The sequence below is a fragment of the Stenotrophomonas sp. YJH_SMC_127 genome (assembly GCF_059372445.1).
The window spans coordinates 174028-189457 of the sequence record NZ_JCAFVO010000005.1; the positions used below are offsets into that span (position 1 = coordinate 174028).

Sequence of the window (15430 nt, forward strand, 5' to 3'; positions counted from 1 at the left end):
CACGCGCTTTGCCAAGGGCAGTCGAGCACGGCTCGACTCCACAAGAAGGCGTGATCAATTTTTCACCAAGCATCTTGACAGCCTTGCCTGACAAGGGCTGCGCAGGGTTATCCACACGTTTGCTCAGAAACCATCCACACCGCCTGTGGATGAATTCAGCCCAGCACCCGTCCGATGCCGCTGGCGTCCACGTCGGCCGCGGCCCGGGTGATCGCCGCCGGATCGCTGCCGGCCACGAATCCGATGCGGAAGTGCACTTCACCGCCGGGCGTGCGCGAGGAATGGATCGAAGCCAGGCTGATGCCATGCTGCTCGAACACGTTCAACAGCTCGCGCAGCGAGCCAGGCCGGTCCTCCGGCAGGTGCACCGACAGCGCGTTGCGCTCGGTCAGATCGGCCAGCAGATACCCCACGCGTTCGAACGTGTAGTTGCCATCCGCCAGGGCCTGCTCGCCGAAGGCACTGCGATTGGCTGACAGCAGCTGCTCACGGAATGCAGCCCGTGCGCCGTCGTCGCCCTGTCCGACCTGCACCTGAAGGGCCTGCAGCTGCCCCACCAGCCGCTCCAGCATCGGCGCCACGTACGGGTTGCCGAACTGGATGTCTTCGTAGATCGCCGGATTCAGCGACAGGATGCGCGAGATGATCGCCGTGTCCAGCTCGAACGACGCCGAACGGTACGGCATCATCGCGGCCAGATCGCCCAGCTGCGGCTGGTACTGGCGCAGCACGCCTGCCTGCGCCAGGTGGGTGGCATGCACCATCGCCTGCACCAGCGCCATCATCTGGTCGTGGTGCTGCGGCGTCGCGCGCACGCACTCGGCCTGCAGCGCGGTGCACAGCATATCGACCCATGCCCGCCAGTGCTGCAGCCGCGCTTCGCAGACCACCATCACCCGCCCCTTCAGGGTCGGCGCCTTGGGTGGCGCGGTCATCGGGTGCAGTCCGACCACTTCGGCCTGCGAGGCCAGCATCGCCTGCACCGGTGCCTCCTTTACCGAGGTCACATCCAGCCACAGCCTGCCCTGCTCGCGGCCCGCCGATTGCCGCACGTACTCGGCGATCAACGCCGGCGTGTGCCGGATCGGTGCCGAGAACACCAGTACATCGGCCTGCGCCAGCAGGTGTTCCGGCGTGTGCGAGTCCGGGTCGGCCGGGTCATGGCCGATCACCTGCAGCTGCAGGTGCTGCTGGAAGAAGCGGCACAGCCAGCGCCCATAGGCACCAGCACTGCCGACGATGCCGACCGTGCGCGGCGTGCGTGGATCCAGGCCGCTCATGCCACGCGTTCAGCGCGGAAGCGCGTTCCTTCGGCCAGCGCCGCCGGCGCGGCAGCGATCACGTCAAACTCCTCGAAGCCGTTGTCCAGGGTCGCCTCCAGCGCCGCATGGGTGCCGGCAATCGCGCGCGAAATCGCCTGCTGCATCGACTCACCGCGCAGCAGGAACGACACCACCAGCGACATCAGCACGTCACCGGTACCGGCCACGTCCACCGGCAGCAGCGGTGAGGTCCAGCGCCAGGTTTCCTCGTGCCCGACCGCCAGGGTGACCAGCTCACCCGGGTTGCCGCCTACGCTGTGCGCGATCACCCAGTGCGGGCCACGATCCAGCAGCGTGCGCGCGGCGGCGATGGCATCGGCCTCGGCCAGTGCCGGCATGCCGGTCAGGCGATTCAGTTCGAAGGCATTGGGCGTCACCAGCCAGGCGTGCGGCAGCAGGCGCTCGGCGAAGATCGCTTCCAGGCCCGGTTCCACGTAGGGTCCGGTATGGGTATCACCGATCACCGGGTCCAGGCAGTAACGCAGCTGTGGGCAGGCCGGCAGGATGTTGTCCAGCCAGTCGGCGAAGGCCGCACCGTTGGCGGTGGTGCCGAAGTAACCGGACACCAGCATCTTCGCCCGCTGCGGCAGGCCACGCTCGTGGGTACCCAGCAGCAGGTCGGCAAACCAGTCGGCGGGCAGCACGCGGCCCCGCGTAGTGTCGTAGAACGGCGCATTGCTCAGCAGCACGGTCGGGATTTCGGCGACGCGCACGCCCAGTGCGCGCATCGGCGGGACGGCGGCACTGTTGCCGGCGTGGCCGTACACAAGTTGCGACTGGACCGAGATGACATCGATCGGCGACGGCCCATCCGGCCGCTGGCGGCGGCCGTGGACCAGGTGGTTATCAAGGGATTCGCTCATGGCCGCATTCTACGCCCAAGGGAGTTTTCGGCAGGGCTTGCAGCCCTGCACCTGCCGAAGGCGAAGCCGAAGCAATATCAAGAGCCGCATTCCGTGGGATGGCGGGGCGGTGTGGGTGGTCAGGACACGCCGTAACCCCCCCTCCGGGGTCCGGCCCAGCCGCTGGCGGCTGTGCGTTCGGGCGCTTGCGAAGCAGTGCTTCGCAGGCGAAGCGCCCTCACCCATGGGGGCTCGATGGCGCCATCCATGGCGCCAACGGTCCTGCCCACCCACACCGCCCCGCCTCTGACAGATTCCCGCGACTGTTGGTGGGTGCCGACCGTTGGTCGGCACATCTGTGGGATACCGAAATAAATCGGGGTCAGATCCGTTTTCCTTCGGAAAACGGATCTGACCCCAAGAGCCGTTCCGACGGATCGCAGGAAACTGTCGAAGGCGGGGTGGGTCCGGTTGAGGGGGCGTGAGCCGCATGGATGCGGCGACCGAGCTTACATGGACGTACTTGCAGCGTCCCCCTCAACCGGACCCACCCCGCCACACCAGGGATAGCGCGCTTCGGCTGTTGCCTCTGCAGGTGCAGGGCTGCAAGCCCTGCAAACCCAAGCCCCTCAGTGAGCAGCAGGCCGCGACGGTGGCAGCCACGCTGCGACGATACCGAGCAGCGGCAGGAACGCGGTCAGCTGATAGACGAATTCAATGCTGGTCCTGTCTGCCAGCATGCCCAGCACGGCCGCGCCAAGCCCGCCCATGCCGAAGGCAAAGCCGAAGAACAGGCCGGACACCATGCCGATGCGGTGCGGCATCATCTCCTGCGCGTACACCACGATGGCCGAGAACGCCGAAGAAAGCACGAAACCGATCAGCACTGCCAGCACTGTGGTCCATAGCAGATCGGCGTGCGGCAGCATCAGCGCGAACGGGGCCACGCCGAGGATCGAGGTCCAGATGATCGGCTTGCGGCCGATGCGGTCACCCAGCGGGCCGCCGAGGAAACCACCGGCGGCAGACGCCACCAGGAACGCGAACAGATGCAGTTGCGCCTGTGCCACCGGAATGCCGAAGTGGTGGATCAGGTAGAAGGTGAAGTAGCTGCCGATGCTGGCCATGTAGAAGTACTTGCTGAAGATCAGCACCAGCAGGATCGCCAGCACCTTGGCCACGGTGCGCGACGAATGCCGCGGGGCCATAGACGCGGTGCTGGCCGGACGCGGTGTGCCCAGGTGCAGTGCATACCAGCGGCCAACATAGGTCAGCAGCGCGATGCCGATCAGCGCGGCGCCGGCAAACCATGATGCGGCACGCTGGCCATACGGCACGATCACGGCCGCAGCGATCAACGGCCCCAGCGCGGTACCGAAGTTGCCACCCACCTGGAACACCGACTGCGCGAAGCCATGGCGACCGCCCGAGGCCAGCCGGGCGATGCGCGAGGCCTCCGGGTGGAAGATGGCCGAACCAATGCCGACCATCGCCGCAGCCATCAGCACCACCGCGTAGTTCGGCGCAAAGCCGAGCAGCAGCATGCCGCACAGGGTCGAGGCCATGCCGATCGGCAGCGAGTACGGTGCCGGGCGGCGGTCGGTGGCCATGCCGATCAACGGCTGGAAGATCGACGCGGTGAGCTGGTAGGTCAGCGTGATCAGGCCGATCTGGGTGAAGCTGAGGTTGAAGCCGCCCTTGATCACCGGATAGATGGCCAGGATCAGGGACTGCATCATGTCGTTGACGACATGCGAGGTGGAGATGGCGGCCAGCACGCCGGGAGCCACCGGGCGTGAGGTCGTTGCGGGAGAAGCCAGGGTCGACATGGACACAGTCAGGTTGGGGGCGAGCCACGCATGCTACGGTGGACCCCCACTCCCTTCTGCCGCGTTCGGGTCATGGCATATCGCAAAAAGGACACTCCCTGCCCGATCCGCGAGACCGCGCCGTGGAACGAAGTGCCGGTACACCGCCCGGTGACCAGCCGCGCCCGGCACTACCCGCCCGGTACCCACATCGCGCCACACCGGCATCGCCGTCACCAACTGGTCTTCGCCATGTCCGGCCTGATGGTGGTGCGCGCGGACGGTGGCCGCTGGGTCGTGCCCTCCACCCGCGCGATCTGGGTTCCGGCCGGCATGGTGTATGCGGTGGACTGCATCGCCGAGGTGCACATGCGCAGCCTGTACGTGGAACCGGACTTCGCGCCGCAACTGCCGGATGGGGCGTTCGCAGTACAGGTGGCGCCGCTGCTGCGCGAACTACTGCTGGCGGCCAGCCTGATCGAGTCCGCGCACGTGGACGACAGCCGCGACGGTCGCGTGGTGCGCCTGCTGCTGGACGAGCTGCACCGCATGGACGTGCTGCCGCTGCACCTGCCCTCGCCCACCGACCCGCGCCTGCAGAGGATCTGCCAGCACATCCAGAAGCATCCCGCCGACGACGCCACGCTGCAGGACTGGGCCCAGGCCCTGCAGGTGGACGTGAAGACCATCCAGCGCCATTTCGCCGGCGAACTGGGCATGACCTTCGGGCAGTGGCGGCAGCAGGCGCGCCTGCTGGCCGCCCTGGAGCGGCTGGCAGTCGGCGACAAGGTCATCGATGTGGCGCTGGCGATGGGCTACGACAGCCCCAGCGCGTTCACCAGCATGTTCAAGCGCCAACTGGGGCAGACGCCCGCGGCGTTTTTCCGCTGATCGCAAACGAAAACGCCGGGCATGGCCCGGCGCTACCGCTCAACGCTTCGGTTGAAAAACTCAGGACGTCATCCGGTCCCAGAAGCCCTTCACGCCATCCATGAACGTCGCCGACTTCGGCGAATGCTTGCGTGCTTCCTCGCCGACAAAGGTGGCTTCGAACTGCTCCAGCAGCTTGCGCTGTTCGTTGGTGAGGTTGACCGGGGTCTCCACCACCACGCGGCAGTACAGGTCGCCCTCGCTGCGGCTGCGCACCGAACGCACGCCCTTGCCGCGCAGGCGGAACAGCTTGCCGGTCTGGGTCTCGGCCGGGATGCGGATTTCCGCTTCGCCGCCGAGGGTCGCCACGCGTACGGTGTCGCCCAGCGCTGCCTGCGAGATGCGGATCGGCACTTCGCAGTGCAGGTCGTCGCCATCGCGCTGGAAGATCGCATGCTCGCGCACGCGCACTTCCACGTACAGGTCACCCGGCGGCGTACCGGCCGGACCGGCCTCACCTTCACCCTGCAGGCGGATGCGGTCGCCGGTATCGACGCCCGCCGGCACCTTCACCGACAGCACCTTGTCTTCCTCGACACGGCCGTTGCCGTGGCAGGTCTTGCAGGGCTTGGCGATGATCTGGCCACGGCCGCCGCAGTTGTGGCAGGCCTGCTGCATGGCGAAGATGCCGCGCTGGATGCGCACCTGGCCGCGGCCATGGCACACATTGCAGGTTTCGACCTTGCCGTCTTCGGAGCCACTGCCATCGCAGTCGCCGCACTCGGCCAGGGTCGGGATCTCGATGCGGCGCTCGACGCCGCGTACCGCTTCTTCCAGGTCCAGCTCCATCACGTAGCCGATGTCGGCGCCGCGACGGGCCTGGCGCGGCCCACCGCCGCCCCCGCCAAAAATGTTGCCGAAGATATCGCCGAAGATATCGTTCATGTCCGGGCCGCCCGGACCACCACCGCCCATGCCGTGCTCGAACGCGGCGTGGCCGTGGCTGTCGTACATGCGGCGCTTGTTGCCATCGGACAGCACTTCGTAGGCTTCCTTGCACTCCTTGAAGGAGGCTTCGGCCGCCGCATCACCCGGGTTGCGGTCCGGGTGGAACTTCATCGCACAGCGACGGTAGGCCTTCTTCAGCTCGTCGTCGGTGGCGGTGCGGGCAACGCCCAGCACTTCGTAATAATCGCGCTTGCTCATATGGTGAATCTGGTTCCGGAAAGTCGGGATTCGTCAAAGCGGAAGAGCGGAACCAGGTCCGCTCTTGCGTCGGGCGCCCCGACACGCCGGTGGGCGGTCAGGACCCTGATGCGACAACGGGACGCTGATGGCCAGCGTCCCGTGTCGGTCCGGATCAGGACTTCTTGTCGTCCTTGACTTCGGTGAACTCGGCGTCGACCACGTCGTCCTGCGCCTTGCCGGCGTTGCCGGCGTCGGCACCCGGGGCACCGCCCTGGTCGGCCGAAGCAGCGGCGAACAGCGACTGGCCGGCTTCCTCCAGCACCTTCGACTTGGCTTCGATCTGTGCCTTGTCGTCACCCTTCATCGCGGTTTCCAGGTCGGCCAGGGCCGCCTCGACCTTGCCGATGACATCGCCGCCGACCTTGCTGCCGTGCTCGGTGATGGCACTGCGGGTGCCGTGGATCAGGGCATCGGCCTGGTTGCGGGCCTGCACCAGCTCCTGGAACTTCTTGTCTTCTTCGCGGTTGGCTTCCGCGTCGGCGACCATGCGTGCGATCTCTTCCTCGGACAGGCCCGAACCGGCCTTGATCTCGACCTTCTGTTCCTTGTTGGTCTTCTTGTCCTTGGCCGACACGTGCAGGATGCCGTTGGCGTCGATGTCGAAGGACACTTCCACCTGCGGCAGGCCACGCGGGGCCGGCTCGATGCCGGACAGGTCGAACTTGGCCAGCGACTTGTTGAAGCGGGCCTGCTCGCGCTCACCCTGCAGCACGTGCACGGTCACGGCCGACTGGTTGTCCTCGGCGGTGGAGAACACCTGCGAGGCCTTGGTCGGGATGGTGGTGTTCTTCTCGATGATCTTGGTGAACACGCCGCCCATGGTCTCGATGCCCAGCGACAGCGGGGTCACGTCCAGCAGCAGCACGTCCTTGACGTCGCCGCCCAGCACGCCGCCCTGGATCGCAGCGCCCAGTGCCACGGCTTCGTCCGGGTTGACGTCCTTGCGCGGTTCCTTGCCGAAGAACTCGGTCACCGCCTGCTGCACCTTCGGCATGCGGGTCTGGCCACCGACCAGGATCACTTCGCTGATGTCGCTCGAACGCAGGCCGGCATCGTTCAGGGCGACGCGGCACGGCTCGATCGACTTCTTGATCAGGTCTTCCACCAGCGCTTCCAGCTTGGCGCGGGTCAGCTTGATGTTCAGGTGCTTCGGACCCGAGGCGTCAGCGGTGACGTACGGCAGGTTCACTTCGGTCTGCTGGGCGCTGGACAGCTCGATCTTGGCGCGCTCGGCAGCGTCCTTCAGGCGCTGCAGGGCCAGCGGATCCTTGCGCAGGTCGATGCCCTGGTCCTTGTTGAATTCTTCAACCAGGTACTCGATGACGCGGTTGTCGAAGTCTTCGCCGCCCAGGAAGGTATCGCCGTTGGTGGCCAGCACTTCGAACTGCTTCTCGCCGTCAACGTTGGCGATCTCGATCACCGAGACGTCGAAGGTGCCGCCGCCCAGGTCGTACACCACGATCTTGCGATCCTTGTTGTCGCCCTTGTCCAGGCCATAGGCCAGCGCGGCCGCGGTCGGCTCGTTGATGATGCGCTTGACGTCCAGGCCGGCGATGCGGCCGGCGTCCTTGGTCGCCTGGCGCTGGCTGTCGTTGAAGTAGGCCGGCACGGTGATGACCGCTTCGGTGACCTTCTCACCGAGGAAGTCCTCGGCGGTCTTCTTCATCTTTTCCAGCACCTTGGCCGAGATTTCCTGCGGCGCCATCTTCTTGCCGTCGCTGGTGGCCACCCAGGCATCGCCGTTGTCATGGGCCAGGATGCTGTACGGGACGTGGGCGATGTCCTTCTGCACTTCGGCGTCGGTGAACTTGCGGCCGATCAGGCGCTTCACCGCGTAGAAGGTGTTCTTCGGGTTAGTGACGGCCTGGCGCTTGGCCGAGGCGCCCACCAGGACTTCGCCGTCCTTGGTGTAGGCGACGATCGACGGGGTGGTGCGATCGCCTTCCGAATTCTCGATGACGCGGGCCTTGCCGCCGTCCATGATCGCCACGCACGAGTTGGTGGTGCCGAGGTCGATACCAATGATCTTGCCCATGGGGGAGACTCCTGAGGATGCTTGTTGGGGTCAGTCCGGCCGTTCGGCCGGTGGATGAATACGATGTGGGGGAGGCTCGTGGAACATTCAAGCCATCTCCCGAACGCTGTGTTTCCGGTCGCCCGGCGCGTTCAGCGTCGGGCCGGGTGACGGGACATTCCCGCCTTCCGGCCCTGGAGGGGTCAGTCGGCGGCCACCACCACCAGCGCCGGCCGCAGCAGGCGCTCGTTGAGCAGGTAACCCTTCTGGAACACGGTCACCACGCTGCCCGGGGCGGCGTCTGGGGCCGGCACCTGGCTGATGGCCTGGTGGTGTTCCGGGTTGAACGGCTGGCCGATCGGGTCCAGCAGGACCAGCCCGTTGTCGGCGGCAACCTTCAGCAGCTGCTTGTAGGTCAGCTCCAGGCCCTCGCGCAGCGGATGCGGGTCATCGCCGGCCGCCTTCAAGCCGGCATCCAGGCTGTCGAACACCGGCAGCAGCTCGCCCAGCAGCTTCTCGTTGGCGAACTTGCGGGCCTGCTCGATGTCACGGGCAACGCGCTTGCGCTGGTTCTCGAGGTCGGCGCGCTCACGCAGCGCATCGGCCTTGATCTGCTCGACCTCGGCGCGCAGGCGCTCCACTTCGTCGTTGACGCCGGCGGCGGCGGCCGCATCGGCGGCAGTCTGCTGGGATTCGATATCTGGATGTTCGTGGTTCATGTCTGGGTCCCTGGCGGTCAGTCTCCGCCTCCACCCACCCTAGTGTGGGCGGGATGCTGCGTTTCAAGCGTCGGATGTTCCAGGAGTGCGCCCGGCTGGCGAAAACGCCGCGCCGAGTACATCGGCAGTGGCCTGGACCAGCGGGATCATCCGGTCGTAGGCCATCCGCTTGGGGCCGATCACGCCCAGCACGCCCAGCACCTGGCCATTGGCCGTGTAAGGGGCAGTGACCAGCGAGACGCCCTGCAGCGGCATCATCCCGGTCTCCTCGCCGATGAAGATGCGCACGCCGGGCGCCTGGATGGTCCGCTCCAGCAGCTGCAGGATCTCCCGCTTGCTGGAGAACAGCTCGAACAGCTCGCGCAGCCGCTCCAGGTCGGACAGGTCCTGCACCCCCATCAGACGGGTCTGCCCGGCCACCAGCATGTCATCGGCCGCCGGCTGCAGGGCCTGCTCGGCCAGCTCGATGCTGTGCGCCAGCAGCTGCTCCAGCTCCGAACGGGCATCACGCAGTTCCAGCAGCAGGCGGGTGCGGATCTCGGCCATCGGCAGGCCGGCGAAATGCGCGTTGAGGTAGTTGGCGACCTGTTCCAGCTGGCCCGGCGCGAACTCCTGGCGGGTCTCGATGACCCGGTTCTGCACCTCGTTGTCGGCGAACACCAGGATCGCCAGCACCCGGCGCCCGTCCAGCGCCACGAAATCGATCTGGCGGAACGCGAACTGCTCGCGCCGCGGGGCGCTGACCACGCCGACGAAGTGGCTCATCGCCGACAGCAGCTCCGAGGCGCTGCCAAGCAGGGCCTGGGTGCTGCCGCCGCTGGCCAGTTCCTGCCGCAGCCGGGCCAGCTCGCCTTCGCCCGGCGGCTGCATCTGCAGCAGGCTGTCGACGAACACCCGGTAGCCATGTGCGGTCGGGACGCGCCCGGCCGAGGTGTGCGGCGAAGCCAGCAGCCCCAGGTCTTCCAGGTCACCCAGGATGTTGCGGATGGTGGCCGGACTGACCTCCAGCCCGGCCACGCGCGCCAGCGTCTGCGAGCCGACCGGCTCACCGTCCTGGATGTAACGCGCGATCAGCGTGCGCAGCAGATGGCGCGCACGCGGGGCAAGCTGGTCGGGAGAACCGTGCATGGAATCAACCTGTGAGACACGGACACTAGATAATGGCGGCGGATCACCTTGGCAAGTCATTGGACCTCCCGCGCCCGCGTGCTAGCGTTGCGCGGCTGCTGATACCCCCTTACCCATGCTCAGACATCTTTCGATCAAGGATTTCGCCGTCGTCCGCGCCACCGAACTGGAGTTCGGGCCAGGCATGACCGTGGTTTCAGGCGAGACCGGCGCCGGCAAGTCACTGATGGTCGACGCGCTGGGCTTCCTGTCCGGCCTGCGCGCCGACAGCGGCGTGGTCCGCCACGGCGCCGCGCGCGCCGAGCTGTCGGCCGAGTTCGCGCTGGATCAGCTGCAGGCCGCGCGCCAGTGGCTGGCCGACAACGAGCTGGACGACGAGGAGCAGTGCCAGCTGCGCCGCGTGATCCGTGCCGATGGCGGCTCGCGGGCCTGGATCAACGGCCGCCCGGTGACCCTGGCGCAGCTGGGCGACCTGGCCTCGCTGCTGGTGGAGATCCACGGCCAGCACGAGCAGCAGGCCCTGCTGGCACGCCCATCACAGCTGGCCCTGCTGGACGCCTATGCCGGCAACGAGGACGAGCGCCGCCAGGTGCGCCGCGCCGCTGCGGCCTGGCAGGCGCTGGTCGATGAATCGCTGGCGCTGTCGCAGCAGGGCGACGTCAGTGACCGGATCGGCTTCCTGGAGCACCAGCTGCGCGAACTGGACCGCGAAGACCTGGAACCGGAGTCGATTGCCGCGCTGGGCGCCAGCCACCGCCGCCAGGCCCATGCCAGTGCCCTGCTGAGTGCCTGCCAGGCGGCCAGCAACCAGCTCAATGGCGACGACGGCAGTTCCGCGCTGGACCTGCTGCAGCAGGTGCGCCACGAGCTGTCGCGCCTGATCGAACACGACCCGCGCCTGGGCGAGGTCGACGGCCTGATCGAGAATGCCTCGATCCAGCTGCACGAAGCCCTGTCGCTGCTGGACCGCGTGCATGACGACCTCGACGCCGACCCGGAACAGTTCGAGGAGAACGAGCGTCGCCTCGGCCGCCTGCACGACCTGGCCCGCAAGCACCGTGTGCCAATGGACGAGCTGGGCGCGCAGCGCGAGCGCATGCACGCCGAAGTGGAACAGCTGCGTGGGGCTGACGAACGCCTGCAGCGCCTCGCCGGCGAGATCGACAAGGCCGCTGCGGCCTGGCGCGTGCAGGCCGGGCTGCTGACCGCCAGCCGCCGCGCCGCCGCTGCCGAGCTGTCGGCCACCACCACCGGCATCATCGCCGAGCTGGGCATGGGCGGCGGCCAGTTCCTGATCGAGCTGGAACCGCAGGACGCCGGCAAGCCCGACCCGCAGGGTGCCGAGCGCGTGGAATTCCTGGTGGCGGCCAATGCCGGGCAGCCACCGCGTGCCCTGCGCAAGGTGGCCTCGGGTGGCGAACTGTCGCGCATCTCGCTGGCCATCGAAGTGGCCGCGCTGGACCTGGATGCAGTGCCGACCATGGTGTTCGACGAAGTCGACTCCGGCATCGGTGGCGCGGTGGCGGACATCGTCGGCCAGAAGCTGCGCGCCCTTGGCGAGAAGCGCCAGGTGCTGTGCGTGACCCACCTGCCGCAGGTCGCCTCCAAGGGCCATGCCCATTACCGGGTCAGCAAGGCCCCGGTGGAAGGCATGACCCAGAGCGCAGTGGAAAAGCTGGACAGCAAGGCGCGCGAGGAAGAACTGGCGCGCATGCTCGGCGGCGTGGAAGTGAGCAAGGAAGCGCGCGCCGCCGCACGCAAGCTGCTGCAGGTGTAACGCCGGCCGAGCCGAGCATTGGCTCGGCTTCCGCAAGGTAGTGCCGGCCGCTGGCCGGCACCCCGATGCGGGTGGATGAAGATCATGAGGTTGCCGGCCAGCGGCCGGCACTACCCCTGTGGCTGCGTCAGATCGACGTTCTCCACCAGGAAATCAAGAAACGCGCGCACCCGCAGCGGCAGGTAGCCGCCCTGCCCCAGGAACACCGCGTGCACCTCTTCCAGGTCACCGGGATTGGCGTCCTCCAGCACCGGCAGCAAGCGCCCGGCGGCAATGTCCTGCTGCACCTGGAATGCTGCCAGCCGCGCCATGCCCAGCCCACCCAGCACCAGCTGGCGCAGCGCATCGCCGTTGCTGGCGCGCGCGTTGCCACTGGGTAGCAGCATGCGTTCGCGCCCGTCCTGCAGCAACGGCCAGCCCTGCATCGCGCGCGCATGGCCGATATCCAGCCGGTTGTGCGACTGCAGCTCCTCGGCAGTGCGTGGCAGCCCGTGTCGCTGCGCGTAGGCCGGTGCAGCCACGATCATCATCCGCGTCGCACCCAGCCGCCGCGCCACCAGGCTGGAGCTCTTCAGTGGACCGGCCCGCACCGCCACGTCGGTGCGCTGCTCAAGCAGGTCGATCACCTCGTCATTGAGGGTCAGGTCCACGCCTACCTGCGGGTTGCGTTCGAGGAATGCCGGCAGCAGCGGCAGCAGGAAATGCTGGCCGAACGGCACGTTGGAGTTGACCCGCAGCCGTCCGCGCGGCTCGGCATGGGCACTGGCACAGCGCTCGGCCTCCTCCAGGTCGGCCAGCACGCGCAGGCCGCGCTCGTAGAACGCGCAGCCTTCCGGGGTCAGCTGCAGCTGGCGGGTGGAGCGTTGCAGCAGGCGCGTACCCAGCCGCTGCTCCAGCCGGGCCACCAGCTTGCTCACTGCTGACGGCGTCATGTCCAGGGTGCGTGCGGCGGCGGAGAAGCCACCGGTCTCGATCACCCGCACGAACACTTCCAGTTCGCCGGATCGGTTGATGTCGGGTCGCGCCATGGCGATGAATCCAGTTCACAGATGATTGTCCATGCGCAGTCTAGTTCACAGATGACCCCGGAATCACCATGGCGTTCCCTCCCACCTGGATTGCCCGATGAACCGCTTGAGCCAGCTCACCGCCACCGCCCTGCTCGCCCTGTCCGGCGTCGCCAGTGCCGCATCCGCCCCGCACTGGGTCGCCAGCTGGCAGGCCAGCCCGCAACCGGTCTGGGACGCGGATTTCCTGTTCCCGACCCTGGTTCCGGCCACGCTGCAGGACCAGACCTTCCGCCAGACCGCGCGCATCAGCCTGGGCGGGTCCCGGCTGCGGGTGCGGCTGAGCAATGCCTACGGCACCCAGCCGCTGCGGATCGGGGCGGCCAGCGTGGCCGCGGGCGCGGGCGCCACCCCGCAACCGCTCAGCTTCGACGGCCAGCCTGGGGTGTTGATCGGTGCCGGTCAGGAACGGCTGAGCGATCCGCTGGCGGTGGCCACGGAAGACCACCAGGCGCTGCAGGTCAGCGTCTTCGTGCCGGGGCCGACGCCGGTGCAGACGTTCCATTGGGACGGCCGCCAGACCAGCTGGATCGCCGGCGGCAATCAGGCCCGGGCGCGCGACCTGCAGGGTGCCAGTTCCACTACCGCACGCCTGTTCCTCACCGGGATCGAGGTCGAGGCCGCCGCCAGTGCGCGTAGCGTGGTGGTGATTGGCGACTCGATCACCGACGGCGCCACCGCCAGCCTCGACCAGGACCAGCGCTGGACCGACCACCTGGCCGCGCGTCTGGCACCGCGCGGCGTCGCGGTGGTCAACGCGGGCATTTCCGGCAATCGGCTGCTGAGCGACGGCATGGGCGAGTCGGTTCTGGCCCGCCTGCGGCGTGACGCACTGGATCAGCCCGGCGTCGCCAGCGTCATCGTGCTGATCGGCATCAACGACATCAGCTGGCCCGGTACTGCCTTCGCCCGCGCGCAGCCCCGGCCCAGCCTGCCCGAGCTGCAGGCCGGCTATCGTGCCCTGGCCGAACAGGCCCACCGGCGGGGTCTACGCATATTCGGCGCCACCCTGATGCCGTTCGCGGGCGCCCTGCCCGGCACGCCGCTGGACGACTACTACCACCCGGACAAGGAGGTCCTGCGCCAACAGCTCAATGCATGGCTGCGCAGCAACAGCCCGTTCGACGCGGTGATCGACCTGGACGCGGCGCTACGCGACCCGGCCGATCCGTCACGGATGGCCGCCGCCTACGACTCCGGCGACCACCTCCACCCGGGGGATGCCGGCAACCGGGCGATGGCCGAGGCGGTGGACCTGGAGATCCTGCTCGGTTGCAAGGGGTCAGAGCCCTTTGCTGGCGCAAAGGGATCCGACCCCGCAGAGCGCCCGGGGCCGGCCCCCTTTCCTGGAGGGAAAGGGCCCTGACCCCGGCAACGAAAAACCCCGGGCAAGCCCGGGGTTTCGTCGCTAGCGGCTGGCCGGAACGGCCTACTTGCGCTTCTTGCGCACGTAGAGCACCAGCGAGTGTTCTTCCAGCTCATAGCCGTGATCGGCCGCGATCTTGCGCTGCAGCTCCTCGATCTCATGGCTTTCGAATTCGATGATCTTGCCGCTGTCCACGTCGACCATATGGTCGTGGTGGCCACCACGGTCCAGCTCGTAAACGGCTTGGCCACCCTCGAAATTGTGCTTGAGCACGAGGCCGGCGGCCTCGAACTGGGTCAGCACCCGGTAGACCGTCGCCAGCCCGATCTCGTCGCCATGCTCGAGCAGCTGGCGGTAGATGTCCTCGGCGGTCATGTGGTGCTGGTGGTGCTGGGCATTGCGCTGTTCGAGCAGCGCCAGGATCCGCATCCGCGGATGGGTCACCTTCAGGCCGACTTTACGCAGGTCGTGGGTTTCCATAGGTCTCCGTTCATTGGCGATTTAGCGCCAGCTGCCTCGGATTGGGTCGCGGTGGCACGCCGGGAGTGTATCATCGGTTTGATTTCCCCAACCGCCAGTCCCGATGCGCAATCTCCTGTTGGTCGCCGCCGTCGCCCTGTCCACCACCGGGTGCGGCATCATCTACAAGCAACCCATCTATCAGGGCAACCTGATCCGGGAAGATGCCGTGGCCAAGCTGCAGGTCGGGCAGAGCAAGCAGCAGGTCACCGCGCTGCTGGGCACCCCGTCCATCCCCGACCCGTTCCACGCCCAGCGCTGGGACTACACCTCCAGCCAGCGCGTGAACCGCCTCGGCCGCACCGAAGTGAAGAACTTCGTGGTGTTCTTCGAGAATGACGCCGTGACCCGCTGGGAAGGCGACTACTTCCCGGGCAACGACAAGGCTCTGGCCCAGCAGACGGTGCGCCAGTTCGGCCGCAACCTGCCGAAGGACAAGAAGAAGAAGGGCCGCTGAGGCCTGCCCGTCCGCAGGGACGGGTTGCCGGGATCAACCGCCGAGCGCGCGACGCCGGCGGTTGTCCTTGGGGTCGGCCAGCAGCGGGCGCAGCAGCTCGATGCGGTCCCCGTCCAGCAGCGCCTGCTGTGGACGGGCCAGCACGCCATGCACCGCGGCGGCCGGACAGTCGGCACTACCTTCCAGCGCAGCGGCGGCAATGGCGTCGGCCACGGTCGCTCCCTCTTCCAGCTGCAGGTGGCGCGACAGCACGCGCTCCGGCCAGGCCAGCACCACCTCGACCTCGATCATCG

General features: G+C 67.6%; 14 protein-coding genes. 4 read left to right on the forward strand and 10 right to left on the reverse strand.

The window, feature by feature from the left end:
• Positions 1–155: 155 nt before the first annotated feature.
• The 3 genes from AC5QAB_RS13595 to AC5QAB_RS13605 all read right to left on the reverse strand — a co-directional run bounded on the left by AC5QAB_RS13595 (position 156) and on the right by AC5QAB_RS13605 (position 3993).
• Positions 156–1280 carry a prephenate dehydrogenase gene (locus tag AC5QAB_RS13595; protein ID WP_014646817.1) on the reverse strand — a complete coding sequence of 375 codons (1125 nt, stop codon included), beginning with the start codon at positions 1278–1280 and terminating at the stop codon, positions 156–158.
• The gene (gene pdxY, locus AC5QAB_RS13600; protein ID WP_197561271.1) at positions 1277–2185 is read right to left on the reverse strand and encodes a pyridoxal kinase; all 909 of its coding nucleotides are present in this window, start codon (positions 2183–2185) and stop codon (positions 1277–1279) included. The genes AC5QAB_RS13595 and pdxY overlap by 4 nt, the downstream gene beginning before the upstream one ends.
• 608 nt (positions 2186–2793) lie before the next feature.
• Positions 2794–3993: an MFS transporter gene (locus AC5QAB_RS13605; RefSeq protein ID WP_041863321.1), complete on the reverse strand. Its 1200-nt coding sequence runs from the start codon at positions 3991–3993 to the stop codon at positions 2794–2796.
• Positions 3994–4065: 72 nt separating this feature from the next.
• On the opposite strand from AC5QAB_RS13605, the gene AC5QAB_RS13610 reads away from it, so the two are divergent.
• Positions 4066–4863, forward strand: a complete 798-nt coding sequence (locus AC5QAB_RS13610; protein ID WP_495233450.1) for an AraC family transcriptional regulator — start codon at positions 4066–4068, stop codon at positions 4861–4863.
• A 60-nt stretch (positions 4864–4923) separates the two neighbouring features.
• Here AC5QAB_RS13610 and dnaJ read toward each other — a convergent pair whose 3' ends face one another.
• The 4 genes from dnaJ to hrcA form a co-directional block, all read right to left on the reverse strand.
• A complete protein-coding gene (gene dnaJ / locus AC5QAB_RS13615) occupies positions 4924–6048 on the reverse strand; it encodes a molecular chaperone DnaJ (RefSeq protein WP_014036853.1) in 1125 nt (374 codons plus the stop codon).
• A 154-nt stretch (positions 6049–6202) separates the two neighbouring features.
• The gene (gene dnaK, locus AC5QAB_RS13620; RefSeq protein WP_032959111.1) at positions 6203–8125 is read right to left on the reverse strand and encodes a molecular chaperone DnaK; all 1923 of its coding nucleotides are present in this window, start codon (positions 8123–8125) and stop codon (positions 6203–6205) included.
• A gap of 182 nt (positions 8126–8307) precedes the next feature.
• Complete coding sequence (grpE, locus tag AC5QAB_RS13625; protein ID WP_014646812.1) at positions 8308–8823, reverse strand: nucleotide exchange factor GrpE; 516 nt, start codon at positions 8821–8823, stop codon at positions 8308–8310.
• A gap of 63 nt (positions 8824–8886) precedes the next feature.
• Positions 8887–9951, reverse strand: a complete 1065-nt coding sequence (hrcA, locus tag AC5QAB_RS13630) for a heat-inducible transcriptional repressor HrcA (RefSeq protein WP_053495149.1) — start codon at positions 9949–9951, stop codon at positions 8887–8889.
• A gap of 115 nt (positions 9952–10066) precedes the next feature.
• On the opposite strand from hrcA, the gene recN reads away from it, so the two are divergent.
• Positions 10067–11728, forward strand: a complete 1662-nt coding sequence (gene recN, locus AC5QAB_RS13635; protein WP_069117167.1) for a DNA repair protein RecN — start codon at positions 10067–10069, stop codon at positions 11726–11728.
• 110 nt (positions 11729–11838) lie between these two features.
• On the opposite strand, the gene AC5QAB_RS13640 is transcribed toward recN, so the two are convergent.
• Complete coding sequence (locus AC5QAB_RS13640) at positions 11839–12756, reverse strand: LysR family transcriptional regulator (RefSeq protein ID WP_032959114.1); 918 nt, start codon at positions 12754–12756, stop codon at positions 11839–11841.
• Between the two features lie 97 nt (positions 12757–12853).
• Between AC5QAB_RS13640 and AC5QAB_RS13645 the strand changes: the two genes are divergently transcribed.
• The gene (locus AC5QAB_RS13645) at positions 12854–14161 is read left to right on the forward strand and encodes an SGNH/GDSL hydrolase family protein (RefSeq protein ID WP_197561306.1); all 1308 of its coding nucleotides are present in this window, start codon (positions 12854–12856) and stop codon (positions 14159–14161) included.
• 63 nt (positions 14162–14224) lie between these two features.
• Here the strand turns inward: AC5QAB_RS13645 and fur are convergent, their stop codons facing one another.
• On the reverse strand, positions 14225–14641 hold the full coding sequence (gene fur / locus AC5QAB_RS13650; RefSeq protein ID WP_014646807.1) for a ferric iron uptake transcriptional regulator: 417 nt from the start codon (positions 14639–14641) through the stop codon (positions 14225–14227).
• Positions 14642–14744: 103 nt separating this feature from the next.
• Between fur and AC5QAB_RS13655 the strand changes: the two genes are divergently transcribed.
• Positions 14745–15137 (forward strand): outer membrane protein assembly factor BamE, encoded by a 393-nt coding sequence (locus tag AC5QAB_RS13655; protein ID WP_014036847.1) that lies wholly within the window; start codon positions 14745–14747, stop codon positions 15135–15137.
• Positions 15138–15170: 33 nt separating this feature from the next.
• Here AC5QAB_RS13655 and AC5QAB_RS13660 read toward each other — a convergent pair whose 3' ends face one another.
• The gene (locus tag AC5QAB_RS13660) at positions 15171–15428 is read right to left on the reverse strand and encodes an RnfH family protein (protein ID WP_014646806.1); all 258 of its coding nucleotides are present in this window, start codon (positions 15426–15428) and stop codon (positions 15171–15173) included.
• Positions 15429–15430 lie beyond the last annotated feature (2 nt).